Here is an 18137-nt window from a genome sequence, read left to right on the forward strand (position 1 = left end):
CACATTTTGCGGCAACGGAATCATCCGGCATTCACCGCAGTGGCTCGCTCCCTGCTGGCCCTGCTGCTTGTTCTGACGGCCTTGGTGCCGGCGGTTGCCGGAGCCCAGGAAGCCTGTCGAGAGGGTGATCTGGTCCTGAGAAGTGGTACCGCAAGTGTCAGGGACCTGGGCAACTGCATCTGGTACCTCGAAGATCCGGATCAGCAGCTGACGTTCAATGAGGTCAAGGATCGGGGGCTCAATGCTTTCACCCGCCACGAGGGCGGTGTCCTCAATTTTGGCTATACCGAGTCGGCCTACTGGACCCGGTTTGATATCCGCACCCGCGGAACCGCAAGCGATACCGAATGGATCCTGGAGCTGGCGTTGCCGCTGGTCGATGAGGTGCGGCTGTATCTGGTTCGCGGGGGTAAGCTGGTCCAGCAGAGTCGCGCCGGTTACCTCGACAACTGGACCCAGCGCGACCTGGCCGTCCCCAATCCGACCTTCCGTCTGTCGCTGGCACCGGATGCCGTGAACACGGTGTACCTGCGAATCACCAACACCAACACCTTCCGCCTGCCGATCAGTCTGTGGCACCCGGACAGTTACATTGAAAAAGTATCGGTTGACGAAGTCGTTCGCGGTCTTCTGCTCGGCGCGGTTTTGGCGATATTGGCCTACAACCTGTTCGTTGCCGTATCGGTTCGTGAGCGCAGCAACATTTACTACGTTCTGTACCTGGTGTCCGCCGCCATCTTCATCGTCACCGAACAGGTGCATGGCATCCAGTTGCTGGACAGCCGGCCGGCGCTGTTCAACAAGGAGTACCTGCATTTCCAGATCATCATGACCTGGTTCTGGGGCCTGCTGATGGCCCGTCACCTGCTTGAGACCCGGGAGCGTTCCGCCGATCTCGACCAGGTGCTCCGGCTCTGCCTGTACTCGGTGGCGACGACCTTCGTGTTGTCCCTGTTCCTGCCCTATCACGTGGCCATGGAGTGGATCGTGCTCGGGTCGGTGGTTCTCAGTCTGGTCCTGATCGTGGTCAGTTACCTCTCCTGGCGCTATTACAACCCGGCAGCCCGAGCGTACTTCTTTGCGTGGACCCTGGCGCTGATCGGGTTCCTGGTATACGCCCTGACGGTCATGGGCATTCTTCCGCTGAACACGCTGACCAATTATTCGCCACAGATCGGCCTCACTGCCCAAATCATCCTGTTCTCGTTCGCACTGGCGGACCGGATCAAGCAGGTTCAGGGCGAGGCGCTGAGCTGGAGCCAGCGGGCCCTGTCAAACCTGCAGCGCTACCAGTCGCTGTTCGATAACGCCATTGAGGGGGTGTTCCAGATGTCACCGGACCGCCGCTTCATCACCGCCAATCCGGCCATGGCCGAGTTGATGGGCTATAACAGCAGCCGGGAGTTGCTCAAGCGTAACCCCGATGTACTGGAAACCTGCATTGCCGATGACCGGCTGCGGCGCCTGGTGGTCCAACAACTGGAGGCCCGCGGCACGGTTAAAGGGATTGAGGCCCGGTACCTGACCCGGGACGGCGAGGAACGCTGGGCCAACATTTCGCTGCACACGGTGTATGACGCCGATGGCGAGCCGGCTCATCTGGAAGGCACCTGCATCGATGCGACCGAGAGCCACCAGCGCCAGCGCATCGAGCGTGAGCGCGAACAGGAGCGGCTGGAGAAGGAGCTGGCCCGCAACTCGGCCGAAGCCAAGAGCCAGTTCCTGGCCAACATGAGCCACGAAATCCGGACACCGCTGGCCGCCATCATCGGTTATGGCGAAACCCTGCTGGACCCGGATCTGAGTGATCAGGAAAAACACAGCAGCGCCGAAACGGTGGTCCGGAGCGGGCGTCACCTGCTGGACCTGGTCAACGACATTCTCGATCACTCCAAGATCGACGCCAACAAGCTCGACGTGGATGTGGTGTCGGTCAATCTGCCGGAACTGCTGGACGAAATCCGGGCCTTCTTCGCCCCCCGCGCCCGGGAAAAAGGACTGGATTTCAGCATCATCTGCGAGTATCCATTGCCTGAACAGGTACTCACGGACCCGACCCGGTTCCGGCAAATCATCATCAATCTCTGTGGCAATGCGCTGAAATTCACCGAAAAGGGCTCGATTTCCCTGGTGGTTCGTTGCGATCGCGACCATGAAGAGCTGATTGCCCGGGTCGTTGATACCGGCATCGGCATGAAGCCGGAGCAACTGGGTCGGCTGTTTGATCCGTTTGCCCAGGGCAGTGCCGCCATTTCCCGCCAGTACGGGGGCACCGGCCTGGGGCTGAGTATCTCCCGCCGGCTTGCCGAGATGCTGGGGGGCAGCATTCAGGTCAACAGCACGTACGGCGAGGGCAGCGAATTTGAACTGTCGATCCGCACCGGCTCGCTGGCGAATGTCCATTTCCTGCGGGACGCCTCCGAGCTGAGCCAGCGGCGGCGTGCCATCCCGATGGTGGTGGCGCCGCGGTTGAGCGGACGTATCCTGTGCGCGGAAGACAACGAGACCAACCGGCGACTGGTGTCGCTGCTGGTATCCCGGACCGGAGCGGAACTGGTCCATGTCGGTAATGGGGCCGAAGCCCTGGACCTGGCCCTGCGTGAAGAGTTTGACCTGATCCTGATGGATATTCAGATGCCGGTCATGAACGGCCGGGACGCAACCGCAGCGCTTCGGGAGGCTGGCGTCAACATTCCAGTGATTGCATTGACGGCTAACGTCATGTCCGAGGACATTGCCGACTACCGGCTGGCGGGCTGCAATGAGCATCTGGCCAAGCCCATCGACAAGCAGCGGTTTTACGAGACCCTCGCCCGCTACCTCACGGTTGATCCGGACCAGGGCCGCAGGCCGGACCGGGAGTTCATTGGCCGGGTTCTGGTGGCGGAAGACAACGATGACAACCGCCGTCTGGTGGAACGGATGCTCGGCCGACATGGGCTGGAGGTGCTGTCGGTTGCCAGCGGCGAGGATGCCGTACGCCGCGCCCTGTCAGAATCCATCCAGTTGGTGCTGATGGACAGCCACATGCCCGGCATGGACGGTGTCGACGCGACCCGGTTGCTGCGTCAGACTGGTTTTCGGCGGCCCATCATCGCGTTCACCGCCGGCGACCAGAAAGAGACCGATGCCTTGTTGGAGGCAGGGTGTGACGGGGTGCTGGACAAGCCCATCGACCAGACGCACCTGCAGGCGTTGCTGGAGCGTTTTCTGCAACGGCCGTCCGGCAGTCGGGAGGATAGCCAGGACGACGAAATCGAGGGTCTGGTGCCGCAGTTCCTGAACGGACTGGCGGGCCGTCGGGTCCGGATGGAGACGGCGTGGCAGGACCGGGACACCGAACCTCTCAAATCGGAAGCGCATCAGATCAAGGGCACCGCGGGTGCCATGGGGTATCCGGCCATGACCCGGCAGGCCGGCGTGGTCGAGACTTTGCTGAAAACCGAAAGCCCGGACTGGGACCGGGTTCGCGGCGAGCTCGACACGCTCAATGACATGATAGACCGCGCGCGCACCGCTGCGGAGATCCCGACATGACCGTAACCAGAAGAGTAACGACAGGAACAGGCCAATGACCGACAGCCAACCCCGCAGTGAGCAGTACAGCCTCAGCATGATGTACGGGACCTACGCCGATATCCTGTTCGTGTTGTTCCCGTTCCTCGTAATCGGTATGCAGCGGCTCTGGGAGGGCCGACTATACGAAACCCTGATGCGTCCGGACCTGAGCATTGCCGCGGCCATCCTGGCTGGCCTGGCGATTGGCAAGTTCGTGCTTGGGCTGGTGACCAACCGGGACCTGGGTCGTTACAAGGAACGGATCGTCTTCTTCATTGCCCTCACCCTGTTTCTGGTGCTGGGGCCGTCGATTATCCTCATACTGAGCATCATTGGCAGTGCCGAGGTTCCGGGCTTTGTCGCCTTCGTCCAGCCCATTCTGCTGATCATTGCCATCTCCCTGTATTCGACGGCAGTGAGCATCAGTAACATTCTTATCCGCTCCGGTGCCGAAGAGCTGGTGTCCGAAGCTGGCGTGAGTGACCCGGCGTCGGCCTCCGGGCGAGCGTCGGCCCCGCGTCCCGCGCCGCTGGATCTGCCGAGGCGAACGGGTAATGATTCCCTGTGAGAGTACTGAGACAATGTCCGGATGCAAGAGTAAGACAGGAGACAATCAATGAGTGACCTCAGGGTTCTGGTAGTGGAAGACGAGCCGGTCATGAGGGAAAGACTGATCGAGATGCTGTACCGGGCCGGCGCAACTCAGGTGTCCGAATGTGTGGATGCGGCGGCGGCCAGGGCCGCATTTGCCGACCAGGAGTTCCAGATTATTCTGCTGGACCTGGGCTTGCCGGATGGCGATGGCCACGAACTGATGCAGGAATTCAAAAAGATCCGGGCAGAACAGCACATTGTTCTGGTCACGGCGGACGACTCCATCGACAGCATTCAGCGCGCGATCAGTGCCGGCGCCAACGGCTATGTTGTCAAACCCTATTCCCAGGAAAAGATCCACGACGTGGTCAACAACTACGCCATGGTCCATGGCGGTGATATGGCCATGATGCAGGGCCTGAACCGGCGCCACTGACCGGTTCGGGCCTGTCCGGCATGGCCGGAAACATGGACGGGCGTCAGGCAACCTGACGCGCGATCCAGGAGTTGTAACGGTTCGCGAGGGCCCGGACATATCGGGCCTCCGCGCCATCCAGGTTGCCCAGCACACCTTTGAAGATCCAGCCCCGTTCATAGAGCCCGAGCACCCGCTGCTCGTCATCCAGGTTGACGCGCTGGTTCAGTTTCCTGCAAATCGCATCCAGCAGCGGCAGCTTTTCGGGACGCTTGAGCGGGCCCTGGCGACCGGGGATGGGCTGGTTTGCTGCTCGTGTTGTCGGATGTCTCTTCATGATGTTCTCCTTATCGTTTTGCGGCTGCAAAAACAAAAACCCCGGAGCCTGGGCAACCGGGGTTTGGCGGAGAAGCTGACCCGGTCGCTGCTATGGCTCCCGGGACTGACCGAAAGCCGTTAGATATCTTTCACCATGGCGCGCGCAGATTGCGCGGAACGGCAATCCGGGACGGTGTTGAATCGGGACTGTGAGATTATTCCGGTCATAACGGCTCTTTCAGGGTTCGGTTCAGGATCAGTGTATCGGTTGTCTGGCGGTTTGCAAGCGTCCGAAGGCTTCGGCAAACCCGTACAGACGGCCTTGCCCGGAGCACGCATACTTCGCCCTGTCACGTGTTTTTACGTTGTGCAATCCATGACTTCTGCCGCGCCAGAAGTCGAATGGATCTCTCCTTTCTACGCAGCCCGCTGGGCTGCGTTTTTTTTGGGTAGTGGAAAGCTCGTAGCCACTACTTCGTACAGATCTTCTGCGTCATTTTGGCGATAATTCGCACACTAACTTATCGTTGAAGTCACCAGACACAGAGGTTGAAACCTAAGTAAATGGCCGATAAAGCCGGATCTGTCCGCAAGAAATTCCATTCCCACATTGTAATTGAAACCGTTCTGGTCGTCGCCCTGGCGCTCTACATGCTGATTGCACGACACCAGGCTGTGGGCGAGGATCTTGTCTTCACCGTTGCCGGCGCAGGACTGATGGCGCTGGTCACCTATTGGACGTTGAACACGCTGAGGGATGGTCTGGAAGTGATCGCTATGCGGTCTCGCCGTTCCAGGGCCTGATTTTTTCCCAGGTCTTGTGAAGAATCAGGGCGTCATTGGCCGCCCGGTGCACCGGTAATCCGAGTTCCGAGATCACCTGCTGGCGAACGCCGGACCATTCCCGGACCTGCGGTGTGTCCAGCAGCATGGAAATGGACTCAAGCTGGAAATTTGGCCGAACCCGGGCTGCCCGGTACAGGCGGTGGAGCCAGAAACTGTCAAAGGTCCAGGCGTCGCAAAAGACCTGTCCCGGCAGTATTTCGTTCAGATGGAGCGCCACTTCCCGCACGGATGAGCCTTCCGCTTCCAGCGTCGCCCGGGAAATCCCGTGGATGCGTTCGGCGCTCTCTGACCAATCCTGCCAGAGGACATGGGGTGCAATGAGCCAGCTGTGCAGCGTACCATCCGGCATGCAGATGCCCACCTCGATCGGGTAGCTCGCAATCAGGTCGAGGCTTGAGGCCTCAAAATCAATGAACGCCGGGCGGATGTCAGTGGTCATTGGCTCAGTGTAGTCGTTACGTTGTTTTTCGCTGAGTTTACTCGCCCCGATGCCGAGACGCGAACCCAACCTGTGCGTGCACTGTTACAATATGTCCATTCATTGTAAAAGCCCGATGACAGCTGTCTGTCTCGGGGGGCGGAAGTAAACCAGTCCGGCCCGCACGACACCATATGGGGATTCCGAATGACTGAAACCGTGGTTGTGATCTATTCCGGAGGCATGGACTCCTACACCCTGTTGCACCTGGCACGCGACCGCGGCTATCGGGTCCATGCGCTGTCCTTCAATTATGGCCAGCGCCACGTCCGGGAGCTCGAGTGTGCCGCCTCCGTTTGCCAGTCTCTGGGTATTCCCCACAAGATCATTGATATCCGGGCCATGAGTGAGGTGATGTCGGGCTCGGCACTGACCTCCGGAATTGAAGTGCCCGAGGGTCACTACGAAGAAGACAGCATGAAGGCCACGGTGGTGCCGAACCGCAACATGATCCTGCTCTCCCTGGCCACCGGCTATGCCGTAACGGTTGGCGCCGGGGCCGTCTGGTATGGCGCGCATGGAGGCGACCACGCCATCTACCCGGATTGCCGACCGGAATTCGTGCAGAAGATGGACGCGGTCTGCCGGGTTGCCAATTACGAACCGGTGGGCATCGAGGCACCGTTCATGAACATGGACAAAGGCCGGATTCTGGCCGAGGGCCTCAGGCTGGGGCTAGATTACGGTCAGACCTGGACCTGCTACAACGGCCGGGAGCGGGCCTGCGGTCGCTGCGGGTCGTGCGTTGAGCGTCTGGAAGCCTTTGCCGCCAATGGCGTTCAGGATCCGCTTGAATACGAGGTGCGTGCCTGATGTACCGGGTAAAAGAAGCCTTTTACACGCTCCAGGGCGAAGGCGCCCAGGCCGGCCGCGCCGCGGTGTTCTGCCGGTTCAGCAAATGCAATCTGTGGACCGGCCGGGAAAAGGACCGGGCGGCGGCGGTCTGTAATTTCTGTGACACCGATTTCGTGGGTACCGATGGCCAGAATGGCGGTCAGTTCGAGTCGCCTGAAGCGCTGGCCGCGCACCTCCGCGGTCTTTGGCCGGATGCACCCGGGAACCCCTACGTGGTCTGCACCGGCGGTGAACCGCTGCTGCAGCTGGACGAACCCCTGATTGATGCCCTGCACCGGGCGGGTTTCGAGGTGGGGGTGGAAACCAACGGCACTCTGCCGGTGCCCAAGGGCATTGACTGGTTGTGTGTCAGTCCCAAGGCCGATGCCACCGTTGTGGTGGACGCATGCGACGAACTCAAACTGGTGTACCCGCAGCCCCTGGCGATGCCGGAGCGTTTCCGGCACATTCGCGCCGGCCATTATTTTCTCTCGCCGATGGCGTCACCGGCGGTCCCCGAGGACGGCCCGGATCCTGTCAAGCAGAGCAATACCCGCAAGGCCACGGACTATTGTCTGGCCCACCCCGAGTGGCGTCTCACCCTGCAGATGCACAAGATCATCGGCATCGACTGATCAGACCGTTGCAGTGAGCATGGATTTGGCCGCTATTCCCTGTGGCCGCCGCGTGTGGTTTCGATACTGGCTCGGGCTGGTTCCGGTCCAGCGTTTGAAGGCGCGGGTAAAATTCGCTGCATCGGCGTAGCCAAGGGCGTCGGCAATCTGGCTCAGGTTCATGCCGGTATTGGTGAGCAACTCGCCTGCCCGCTCCAGGCGAACCCGGTCCACCAGGGCCTGGAAACTGGCCTCCTCCTCCTGCAGCCGGCGTTTCAGTGTGCGTTCGGAGACAAACAGGGTGGCTGCTACGCGCGCCAGTTTGGGCGGGAAGGGATGGCTGGTTTCGATCACCCGCCGGACCCGACAGGCAAAGCCCGCATCTTCGGTTAATTGCCGCAGCGCTTCCTCGCACTGGCTCCGCGAGGTCGCGGCGAGCTGCTCGTCGCTGAAGCGGATCGGCAGGTCCAGCTGGGACACCGGGATCACCAGTGCATCCTCGGTCGCGCCGTATTCCACCGGTACCGGCATTAGTTGTCGGAACCGGTGAAAGTAGGCGGGTTCGGGCCCCCGTCGCAGAACCCGTGATCCCTCCACAATGGCGCCCGTCAGTTGCGCCCCCATGAAAATACAGCCAAACAGCATGGCATCCATGATGAAGCCCTGAAGCGGACCCAGGTCCATGTCGCAGGCGACGGTGTACCAGGCGTTGCTGCCACCCCGGCGTTTGGTGACATGGAGGTGTGGTGCCCGCAGGGTCAGGTAGCGGGTCATCAGCTCCAGAGCTTCTTCCAGGGTACGGCTGCTCATGACTGCGGTGCCCAGCGCCCCATGCAGCGGCATTTTCAGTTCCCGCGCCAGCATGATGCCGAGGCCCGGTTCGCCGCTTTCGATGATGGCCCGGGTAACGAACTCGCTCGCCTGGGACTGGCTGACACGAAGATCGGTGGAATTGAGCCGGAGCGGGTCAAGGCCAACCCGGAGCAGAAGGTCCCGTTCATCGACACCGATGGTATGCAGCAGTTCGGCCAGGAGGTGCAGGTAGATGGCCGGCATGCCCAGGTCTTGTGCATTTGAGGCTGAGGCGCGCATGGGGTTTCCTCGTTTGTTTCTGTTCTTGTTATGTAAGGGATTTTCTAGTGCTATCGATTATGACCTGTTGGGGAGTCTGCCCCCATGACTCCAATGACGGGTGAGTGGGCCGGATGGGCCAATTGGCCCATCCGGCCAGGATCCGATGACCAGCCTTACAGGGGGCGCGAGCCCCGGGACTACTGGCTGTGACGCTGGACGAAGTCCTGCAAAACCGCCGCAGAGCGTGCCGGACTTTCCAGCATGGGAAGATGCCCTACGCCGCGAAAAACGTGAACTTCGGCATGCGGTGTTGCGGTTGCAAACCAGTTTACGCAGCGGGTAGGGGTAATGACGTCCCGGTCGCCCCACTGTACCTGCAGGGGGGGAGTCGTGGTGCCCAGATAGCGCGCTGGCGCCAGGGCGTCGGTCAGCATGTCACCGAATATATGCCGCAGGGCGTCGGTACGTTGCAGCAGGTCGGGTCCCAGCAGACCTGTCATGGCCATGCCCGATACGGTGGGCCGGCCACTGCCAACGCTGTTGAACATGCGATAAACGCCTTTCCAGTCCTGGGGGATCAGCAGGCTGTCCCGGTCTGACTCGAAGGGCACATCCGGATCTGCGTCGGGGTGCTCCGGGATCCCGGCGCTGTTGAGCAGGGTCACAGAGCGGGGTGCCGGATCCAGTTTGTGGGCGAGGACAGCGGCAATGGCGCCCCCCATGGAGCTGCCGGCCAGGTGAATGTTGCGGGTCGGGAGGCTGGCCAGCCAGTCACGCATCCGAAGTGCCTGGGCTTCGTAGCTGTAACTGGCGTCTGCCTTGTACTCACTTTCGCCGAGGCCCGGCAGGTCTGGAACCAGCAAGTGCCAGTGACGGGGCAGACGCTGCAGCCAGAAGCCCCAGTTCTCCTTCATGGCCGCGAAACCGTGGATCAGCACCACAGTTGGCCGATCGGGACCGGGCTTGCCTCGCTCCAGGTACACCATCCGGTGGTTGTCCAGCCGGGCTTCACGGCGCCGGGCCTGCAGCAACAGGCGCTGTCCGGTCCTGGCCACGGGCCATAGGTTGGGGGCAGGGATTCTCATGTGCGTACGCGTCACTCTGGCGACAAGATGTCCGATCAGTTTACCGCCCGTGGCCAGGAGCGCGTTGGCCAGTAAGCCGGAGGTTGGCGGCGGCGAGGCAAAAACAGGACGGGCCCATGGCGCCGGGTGTCCGGTCAGTAGCGGACGTCGGTAACCACCGGGTTATGGTCCGAAGTGCGCCAGGGCAGAGGCTGCACGATGTCCAAGGGGCCCTGGTATCCCAATGCCCGGGGCTCGTCGGCATTGAGCAGCCAGGTGGCAGCCGTCAGGATGTGGGGTCGGAGTGAGCTGGATGCCAGGGCATAGTCGAGCGAGCCTTTCTCCCCCTTGTAGCGGTATGTGTAGTTGGGGCAGGCCTCGGGCGTGCAGGGGTGGTGGTCATGCACCATGCTTGTGAATCCGCCCGCACGGAACGCGTCCAGGGGTGTTTCCCGGGCATAGGCATTAAGGTCGCCGGTAATCAGGGTGCCCGCCAGATCCGGCGGCGCGGGCAGCGAGGCCAGCCAGTCAAGAATGGCCCTGGCCGAGCCGGTCCGACGGCTGGCGTAGCAACCTTCGCCATTGTTCTGGTCGCGGTCGGCGCCGGTGGCGTTGCGGCAGGACTTGGATTTCAGGTGAACGACCACAACTCGCACGGCGTCCCCGCCTTCCCGGGCCTGAAAGGCCTGGCTCAGGGGTGGTCTCCCACGACGCTGGAAAGGGCCGCTTGTCAGCCTAGCGGGGGTGCCGGTGACGTCCACCCTGTCTGTGCGGTAGAGCAGGACCGTCCGGATCTCATCCGACCCGTCGGCACCCGGGGTCTCGACAACGCGCCAGTTCGGTCCCAGGGCACGGGCGAGGTTGGCCACGGCACTGTCCGGCCCGTAGCCGTCATTCTCAATTTCGGTCAGGGCCAGGATATCCGGATTCGGAGCCTGCAGGGCAGCCAGCAGACGCCGGTGCTGGTCCTGATAGTTGGTCCGGGTTTTTGCCCCGCGTGGCGTTGGATACCCCTGGCCCCGGCCATCACCGTTGAAGTAATTGGCCAGGTTCATGGTCATGATGCGGATGTGCGGTTCGGTCGGCCGGGAAGGCGGAGGCTGTCTCGGGTTGACCTGCTCAAACACCGGGGGAGGTTCGGGTTGGAGCCGCCACGTGCCGAAGCGAAAATCCAGGATGCCAATGAGTCCGGTCACCCGATCCCCGGCACGTACCGTCCGTTCTGGCGAAAGGCCACCGGGCGGCCAGGGAACGGGGCGGGGATTCGTCTGCAGGCGACCGTCGTCCAGCAGCACACGCTGGTCCCGGTTTCGCTCCGCAGTGCGCACGGCAGACGGTCCGGGCGGCAAGTATTCGGTGGCCCCCACCTGGTCGGTCGGAGCCAGGGTTAATTCGCCATAACGGCCGAGATTGTAACTGTCGATCACCGTCAGGGGCTGCTCGAAGCGTACCCGCATGTTTTCCAGGGTTTCCGCTGGTGCGGACCAGGGCAGCCGTACGATCGTGGGGCCTGGCAGAGCTTCCCGCCCGCAAACGGTCATTGCGCCGATGCCGACAAGCTGGGTCAGCCCGTGGTATTCCTTCACCCGGCCGGTGATTCGCAGGCGATCACCAGGCTCGCCCTCGGACCGACGGGTGTTAACGAACAGCGCTTCGGAAGTCCGCGGGTCATTATCGGTCTGGTGGTCTGCCTGCTGCAGGTAGAAGCCCTTGAACCCGCCCGGTATGCGGGCGTCCCGGGTCATGATCCCCTCGACGGTTACGGTCTCTCCGACCACCGGTGACTGCGGGCCAGTGCCCTGTATTCTGGCGATGGTGCTGGCGGGCTGGCCACAGGAGGAAGCCGCCACTCCGGCCTTCGGCAGGAGCAGCAGGGTCAGTATCAAATATCGAAAAAGGCGTCGGGGGAGGACTGTCACTCCGGCAGTCTAGCAGAGTCCGGCAACAGCTTTCAGTGCCCGTTCCCGCTTGCTGCCAAAGCCGAGTTGGTCCGGATTGGCCAGCTCGAGCTGCTGCACGAGCGGGTCCGGGTGCTGATTGTCCAGGGTGATTCCCAGCCGCGACAGCATGTATGGCGCCAGTGCCGCCCGGGTATCAATCTCGAGGCGGCCATGCTCCATGCCGTAATCCTGGGCAATGATCCGTTGCTGTGCTTCGGTGAGGCGCGGATCCGGGGTCAACACCATGGTTACTTCCCGATTCCAGTCGCTGTCCTGTTGACGGGCGTGTTTGGCCCGCTGGCGCAGTGCCTCGGGTGGTCGGTGGAACCGGCTCAGGGCGAAATCCCGGAACTCCCGGTTGGACTCGCACCAGGCCCTGAGGTGCCAGCTGTTGCCAGTGCAGACCAGGGTATGGGGCTCAAGAATGCTTTCCACCGCTTCCGGTCGGCTCAGGGAGACGTAACTGGCTCGAAGCTGACGTCCGTGACGGGTGGCCAGAACCACTGCGCGCATGGTTTCCGGGGAGATAACCCGGTTCGGTCCCTGCACCACGGTGCTCTCGGGCAGGTTGATGTTGAGCGATTCGAAGGTGCTGCTCAGATTCTGCTGACGCGCCAGCAGATCGAGGTATTCGCTGACCTGCCCACGGGTGACTACCGGACGGAAGCTTTTTGCCGGAACATAACCCTTCAGGTGCCGGTCATAAACCAGGTTGCCCGGGGCCAGTTCCCGCAAGTAAGTGTTGATGTCCTTGGATGCCTGCTGGCGGCCGATGCCGAAGCTGTAACAGATGTGGTTGGTGGTCAGTCGACCTTCCCACAGCGCAATGGTTTCGATCAGTCGGTACCGAAGCAGCAGATCCCAGCGGATGGGCCAGTCCGTTTTTTTCATAACCAGTCGCTCACGGGTCCAATGAATAACTGCGACTCATGTTACCTGCTCTGGCAACCCCGGTCTGTTACGACCCATTAATGTAAAACCCTGTCAAACCGCGCGGTGACGGCCTTACAGAGGTCATCAGGGAGGTCACGCGGGTTTCGGGAAGTGCTTAGTAGCTACCAGGTTTGCCTGCTGTTTTAATACGCCTCCGGCGAATTCCGGACCTTGATGCTATCTTCCCCTCTGTTACGAATGTATCCCGTTACCCCGGAGTCCGCTGTAATGACCCGCATGGTTGCTTCCCTGTCTGCCCTGATCCTGAGCATTGTGCTGCTGGTCAGTGGTAACGCCTTCCTGATGACGTTGCTGGGCATTCGCCTGAGTATCGAGGCGATATCACCGGATATCATCGGCTGGATTCTGGTGTGCTATTCCATCGGTTTTGTCCTGGGCACCCTGTACGTCCATAAGGTTATTGGCCGGGTGGGTCACATTCGTGCCTTTGCGGTGTTTGCCGCCGTGTCCGCCGTGGCGGCGCTGCTGTACCCCATGGCCGTTTCAGAACTGTTCTGGGCCGTGCTCCGGGTGCTGTCGGGTTTCAGCATCGCGGGTGTCCTGGTCGTGATCGAAAGCTGGTTCTCCAGCCGGGCCACCAACGCCAATCGCGGCGCGCTGTTTGCGGTCTATCAGATAGTGTTTTACCTGTCCGCTGCGGGCGGCCAGCTGATCGTCAATGTCGGCGACCCCGCCAACTTCATGCCGTTCTCTCTGGCCGCTATTCTGCTGACCCTGGCGCTCGTGCCCCTCGCGCTGACCCGGATGGAAGCGCCGGTCATAGAACAGGTACAGCGAATCTCGATTTTCACCCTGGGCCGGGAATCCTTCACCGGCGTCGCCGGTGCCCTGATTTGTGGCGTGATGATTGGCGGTTTCTACGCCCTGGGGCCGGTTTACGCCACTCTGGTGGGGCTGGATGTGGCCAGGACCTCGACCTTCATGGCCAGTGCCATCGTCGCCGCGATGATTATGGCGTGGCCGCTTGGTCGCCTGTGTGATCACTTCGACCGGCGCCGGGTGATGTTCTGGATTGCGGTGATGGCCGCGAGCTCGGCCGGCGCGGTGGCGGTGCTCGGGGCCGAGAATCTCTGGCTGCTGACCCTGTTTGTGGGGCTGTTTACGGGTCTGTCTGCGACCCTGTATCCGGTGGCAGTGGCAATCACCAATGACCGCATGGAAGGCAGTCGGATTGTTGCGGCCAGCGCCACCCTTCTGCTCAGCTATGGGGTTGGCAGCGTGGTCGGCCCGATTGCCATGGCCGAGCTGATCAATCTGCTTGGCCCGTCCGGGCTGTTTTTTGGCAACGCCGGCTTCTTGCTGGTCCTTGCCGTAATCACCAGTTATCGCATCAGTCATACTGCCGATGTTCCAGTCCAGGAGCAGGAGCACTATGTCCCTGCCATGCCCGAAACCTCGCCGGTCATGGCTGAGCTGGATCCTCGCAACGTCGAGTTCCACGAGTCCCCGGCGGTCGAGGAGATGGTTCTCGAGGAGCAGCGTCAGGCTGGCTGACGCTGCTCTCGGTTTTCCCCAAGGGTGTTTTCACTCTCATATCTGTATTTATTGTAATGGTTAGCATACTATTGTTACCTATTCGATATGTAAGCATAAGGTTGGCCGGCCAGTTCCTGCATCGGGTGCAGCGCCAACCGGCCTTTTTGAACGGAGTTTGAGGTATGAGAGACCAGTTCCCCTTTGCAGTGGCCCGGGTTACCCGGCGCTGGAGAAAAATGCTCGACGAGCGTCTGAAGGACCTGGGCGTTACCCAGGCCCGGTGGAGCACCATGGTGTATCTGGACAAGGGAGGCGAAGGGTTGACCCAGCGGGAGCTGGCCAGCCTGATGGCGATTGAGAATCCGACGCTGGTGCGGCTTCTGGACAGTCTGGAGCAACAGGGGCTGATTGAACGTCGGCCCTGTCCCAACGATCGCCGTGCCCGCCGACTGCATCTGACCAGTGCTGGCCGGGCGTTTATGGACGATTTGTCGGAACGGGCCGAGAAACTGAGGGAACAGATGCTGGAGGGAATCAGCGATGAGGACATCGAATGCACCGTCCGGGTATTCCACAAGATCCTGGAAAACGCCGAAAAGCAGAAGTAAGCCTTGAGCGACAATACTGTCGAGGGCCTGAGGGCCCGCTACGGGGAACGCTGGCGCTGGCTGGCGGTGGCAACGGTGATGCTGGGCACCATGGCCACGGTGCTCAGTGCCACGGTGGTGAACGTCGCCCTGCACGACATCATGCTGGAATTCGGTATCCGGCAGGGTCAGGTGCACTGGCTGGCAACGGGTTTTATCGCCGCCATGACCACCACCATGCTGGCGTCGTCCTGGTTGCTGGATCACTTCGGGGTGCGCAAGACCCTGGCCGGTGCCATGTTCATGTTCACCGTGATTTCCGTCGCCGGTGGCTTCGCAGTTTCCCCCGATCAGCTCATTGCCGCACGGGTCGCCCAGGGTGCCATGGCGGGCCTGATGCAGCCGATGGGAATGTATTTGGTGTTCCGGATCTTTCCCCGTGAGAAACGCGGTCAGGCCATGGGTATCTATGGCATGGGGGTCATTCTCGCCCCGGCCTTGGGGCCGGTGCTGGGCGGTTTTCTCGTCGATCAGCTGAGCTGGCGCTATGTCATGTTCGCGCCGGCACCGGTCACCCTGATTGGCGTCTTCATGGCCTGGCGTTTTCTGCCCCTGCCGCCATCCCGGCCCGCACCCTACCGTTTCGATCTGCCTGGCCTGGTGTTGCTGGGTGCAACCCTGGCGCTGTCGCTGGACACGCTGAACCGGCTGCAGGAGCTGTCGGGTCAGGAATCCCGGGTGGTCATCGGTGGACTGTTGGCGTTGCTGGCCTTGGGTCTGTTTGTGCTGCGCGAGCGCCGCACCCCGCACCCGCTGGTGAACGTCGCGTTGCTGCGCAAGCCGGTGTTCCTGTATGCCAACCTCGGCGCCATGGCGCTTGGTCTGGCGTTGTTCGGTTCGACCTACCTGATCCCCCTGTTCGTCCAGACCGCTCTTGGATTTACCGCCACCGAAGCGGGCCTGCTGATGTTGCCGGCTGGCGTTGTCCTCGGACTCACTTTCCCACTGGCCGGGCGGCTGGCGGACAAACAGAGTGCCCGCAAGCTTGTGATCTTTGGTATCACCCTGTTTGCCTGTTCCGCCGCGCTGTTCGCCCTCTCGGACCTGTCGCTGGCGTTTGGCTGGCTGGCGCTGTGGACGATAGTCGGTCGCATCGGTATCGGGTTCATGCTGCCGGCGCTGTCGACCGGAGCCCTGAACCCTCTTGCGCCGGAAGAGCTCGGAGCGGGATCCAGCACCATCAATTTTACTCGCCAGCTTGGTGGTGCTTTTGGCGTCAACATGGTCGCCCTGACCATTGAATTCGGTGAGCACAGTGGTGGTATGCCGACCATTACGGCCTTTCACTCGGCCTGGTGGTTGGTGGCCGTTTTCGTTGCGGTCGCAGCCATTCCGGTGTGGAAGATGCGGGCCTAGTTGCCAGCACGGCGATGATTGACTAAGATACGGATCCCTTCAGGGGAGTAGCCTCCGGGCCCGGCACACGATGCCGCTCGGACGGTAGTCAACATACTTGGAGCTCAATCTCCATGGCTACCGTGTTTCACCAGAGTATTGGTGGAATTGGCAAGACCTGAGGCAGACCATCTCCGTAGGGCGGAAGATGGCCTGTCTCATGTCTGACAATCCGCCCTGGAGTTGTATTATATGGAAGCGTTCCTCGCCTCGACTGCGGCTGTCGCCATCGCTGAAATCGGTGACAAAACCCAGTTACTGTCCCTGTTCCTCGTTGTCCGCTACAGTAAGCGCCTGCCGATCATCCTGGGCATATTTGTTGCGACGGTCCTCAATCATGCTCTCTCGGCCTGGCTTGGTGCCTGGATCGCGAGGTTCATTCCGGAGGCCTGGCTGCCCTGGATTCTGGCTGCAAGCTTTGTCGCCATTGCCGCCTGGCTACTGATACCTGACAAGGACGACAGTGAGGACTCGCGATATCTGGGCATGGGGGCTTTCCTGGCGACCACCATCATGTTTTTCCTGGCGGAGATCGGGGACAAGACCCAGATTGCTACCGTGGTGCTCGCGGCTCGTTTTACCGAAACCCTCTGGGTAATCCTGGGTACCACGGTGGGGATGTTGATTGCCAACATACCGGTTATCATGGCAGGGCGCTGGCTGATGGAGAGGCTGCCCCTTGCCACGGCAAGAATCAGCGCGAGCATCCTGTTTCTGGTGCTGGCCATTGTGACTGTGACGGCCACTTTTATGAACTCCTGACGCCGGTGGCTGTCACTGTACGCGAATGGAAAAGACTTTTTGGAAAGAATCTCTATGTCATTGAGACTTATATATTTTATTCTATTGGCCGCTGCGATGGTCACGGCACCTCTGCAGGCTGCGGAGGACGCCAAGCCCGACCAGGACGCCAAGGTCCAGGCCGGTGGTGAGGAAGTTGAGGGAACTCCGGACCGCACGCCTCGGGTGCCCACGTTCCCATTGAAAGGGGACCTGGCCGGCGAGCTGGACGTCTTTACCACCCGCTACGAGGACACCTTTGCCGCCATTGGCAACCGCATTGCCATGGGCTACCTGGAGCTGGTCAAGGCCAACCCCGGCGTCGATCCCTGGTTGCCCGGTGAAGGCACCACAATTACCCTGCCCCGCCAGTACGTGATGCCGGATGCCCGCCGCGAAGGTATTGTGATCAATCTGGCCGAGTACCGTCTCTACTACTTCACCGACAACGGCGTGCAGGTGTACCCCGTTGGAGTGGGGTCGGAGGAAAATCCGTCGCCCCTGACCGATGCCAAGGTCACCATGCCGCTGGAGTCACCGGCCTGGTACCCGCCGGCGAGCATTCGCGCCGAGTACGAGCGAAGCGGTGAGTTCCTGCCACGGATGATTCCGCCCGGCCCCTCCAATCCTTTGGGTAGCCACGCCCTGATGTTGAGTGAAAAGGGTTACCTGATCCACGGCACGAACAAGAAATTCGGAGTCGGCATGGCCGTCAGTCACGGCTGTTTCCGCATGTACAACGAGGATATCTCCCGCTTTATCTACCAGGTCGAGAAAGGCACTTCGGTTCAGGTAGTCCGGGATCCGGTGAAGATCGGCATGTCGGGAGGAGAAGTGTGGCTCGAGGTGCACCGACCGAACGAGGAATACCCTCAGGAAGACCGGGACAAGCTCTGGCGGCAGGTGTTCACGGAAGTCGAGGCCTTCGAGAAACAGCATCCCGGTGTCGAAATGCAACGTCGGGCCATCGAAATCGCGGTGGACCAGGCCGATGGCATCCCGATCATGATCGGCGAACGGGTCGCCCGGATGGCGGCAGATGAGACCGTCGAAGATAAAACACCGGAATCGGCCGGTGAACCGGAGCAGACACTCTACTTCTGATCCGTTCAGCGCCCGGCTCACCTGATAATAACCACAACCAAGGAGA

The 18137-nt window shown here is 61.2% G+C and carries 17 protein-coding genes; 11 read left to right on the forward strand and 6 right to left on the reverse strand.

Annotated features, from left to right (window positions below; all coding sequences use genetic code 11):
• The first annotated feature begins 6 nt into the window (after positions 1-6).
• From QQF73_RS12360 to QQF73_RS12370, 3 genes are read left to right on the forward strand one after another with little or no spacing between them, the layout of a single operon-like run.
• The gene (locus QQF73_RS12360; RefSeq protein ID WP_416383202.1) at positions 7-3537 is read left to right on the forward strand and encodes a response regulator; all 3531 of its coding nucleotides are present in this window, start codon (positions 7-9) and stop codon (positions 3535-3537) included.
• A gap of 34 nt (positions 3538-3571) precedes the next feature.
• Positions 3572-4126, forward strand: coding sequence for a hypothetical protein (locus QQF73_RS12365; protein WP_219867556.1), 555 nt, complete (start codon positions 3572-3574; stop codon positions 4124-4126).
• A gap of 48 nt (positions 4127-4174) precedes the next feature.
• Complete coding sequence (locus QQF73_RS12370) at positions 4175-4588, forward strand: response regulator (RefSeq protein WP_219867557.1); 414 nt, start codon at positions 4175-4177, stop codon at positions 4586-4588.
• A gap of 43 nt (positions 4589-4631) precedes the next feature.
• Here the strand turns inward: QQF73_RS12370 and QQF73_RS12375 are convergent, their stop codons facing one another.
• A complete protein-coding gene (locus tag QQF73_RS12375) occupies positions 4632-4904 on the reverse strand; it encodes a hypothetical protein (protein WP_219867558.1) in 273 nt (90 codons plus the stop codon).
• A 545-nt stretch (positions 4905-5449) separates the two neighbouring features.
• On the opposite strand from QQF73_RS12375, the gene QQF73_RS12380 reads away from it, so the two are divergent.
• Positions 5450-5689, forward strand: coding sequence for a hypothetical protein (locus QQF73_RS12380; RefSeq protein ID WP_219867559.1), 240 nt, complete (start codon positions 5450-5452; stop codon positions 5687-5689).
• Here QQF73_RS12380 and QQF73_RS12385 read toward each other — a convergent pair.
• Entirely contained in the window at positions 5661-6170 is a 510-nt protein-coding gene (locus QQF73_RS12385) for a 3'-5' exonuclease (RefSeq protein ID WP_219867560.1), read from the reverse strand. The two genes, QQF73_RS12380 and QQF73_RS12385, sit on opposite strands and share 29 nt — an antisense overlap.
• A 186-nt stretch (positions 6171-6356) precedes the next feature.
• On the opposite strand from QQF73_RS12385, the gene queC reads away from it, so the two are divergent.
• The gene (queC, locus tag QQF73_RS12390) at positions 6357-7022 is read left to right on the forward strand and encodes a 7-cyano-7-deazaguanine synthase QueC (RefSeq protein ID WP_219867561.1); all 666 of its coding nucleotides are present in this window, start codon (positions 6357-6359) and stop codon (positions 7020-7022) included.
• On the forward strand, positions 7022-7678 hold the full coding sequence (gene queE / locus QQF73_RS12395; RefSeq protein WP_285368418.1) for a 7-carboxy-7-deazaguanine synthase: 657 nt from the start codon (positions 7022-7024) through the stop codon (positions 7676-7678). The genes queC and queE overlap by 1 nt, the downstream gene beginning before the upstream one ends.
• Here queE and QQF73_RS12400 read toward each other — a convergent pair whose 3' ends face one another.
• From QQF73_RS12400 to QQF73_RS12415, 4 genes are all read right to left on the reverse strand, one after another.
• Positions 7679-8749 (reverse strand): AraC family transcriptional regulator, encoded by a 1071-nt coding sequence (locus QQF73_RS12400; protein WP_219867563.1) that lies wholly within the window; start codon positions 8747-8749, stop codon positions 7679-7681.
• 179 nt (positions 8750-8928) lie between these two features.
• A complete protein-coding gene (locus QQF73_RS12405) occupies positions 8929-9816 on the reverse strand; it encodes an alpha/beta fold hydrolase (RefSeq protein ID WP_285368419.1) in 888 nt (295 codons plus the stop codon).
• Positions 9817-9950: 134 nt separating this feature from the next.
• On the reverse strand, positions 9951-11714 hold the full coding sequence (locus QQF73_RS12410) for an ExeM/NucH family extracellular endonuclease (protein ID WP_285368421.1): 1764 nt from the start codon (positions 11712-11714) through the stop codon (positions 9951-9953).
• Between the two features lie 9 nt (positions 11715-11723).
• Entirely contained in the window at positions 11724-12626 is a 903-nt protein-coding gene (locus QQF73_RS12415; RefSeq protein ID WP_219867565.1) for a helix-turn-helix transcriptional regulator, read from the reverse strand.
• Positions 12627-12896: 270 nt separating this feature from the next.
• On the opposite strand from QQF73_RS12415, the gene QQF73_RS12420 reads away from it, so the two are divergent.
• The 5 genes from QQF73_RS12420 (at position 12897) to QQF73_RS12440 (ending at position 18091) form a co-directional block, all read left to right on the forward strand.
• On the forward strand, positions 12897-14183 hold the full coding sequence (locus tag QQF73_RS12420) for an MFS transporter (RefSeq protein ID WP_219867566.1): 1287 nt from the start codon (positions 12897-12899) through the stop codon (positions 14181-14183).
• 164 nt (positions 14184-14347) lie between these two features.
• The gene (locus tag QQF73_RS12425) at positions 14348-14773 is read left to right on the forward strand and encodes a MarR family transcriptional regulator (RefSeq protein WP_219867567.1); all 426 of its coding nucleotides are present in this window, start codon (positions 14348-14350) and stop codon (positions 14771-14773) included.
• A 3-nt stretch (positions 14774-14776) separates the two neighbouring features.
• Positions 14777-16168 carry a DHA2 family efflux MFS transporter permease subunit gene (locus QQF73_RS12430; RefSeq protein WP_219867568.1) on the forward strand — a complete coding sequence of 464 codons (1392 nt, stop codon included), beginning with the start codon at positions 14777-14779 and terminating at the stop codon, positions 16166-16168.
• 231 nt (positions 16169-16399) lie between these two features.
• On the forward strand, positions 16400-16969 hold the full coding sequence (locus tag QQF73_RS12435) for a TMEM165/GDT1 family protein (protein WP_219867569.1): 570 nt from the start codon (positions 16400-16402) through the stop codon (positions 16967-16969).
• Positions 16970-17017: 48 nt separating this feature from the next.
• Positions 17018-18091 (forward strand): L,D-transpeptidase family protein, encoded by a 1074-nt coding sequence (locus QQF73_RS12440; RefSeq protein WP_416383211.1) that lies wholly within the window; start codon positions 17018-17020, stop codon positions 18089-18091.
• The last annotated feature ends 46 nt before the right edge of the window (positions 18092-18137 follow it).

The sequence above is a fragment of the Marinobacter albus genome (assembly GCF_030238305.1).
In the GTDB taxonomy this organism is placed as follows: Bacteria; Pseudomonadota; Gammaproteobacteria; order Pseudomonadales; family Oleiphilaceae; genus Marinobacter; species Marinobacter albus.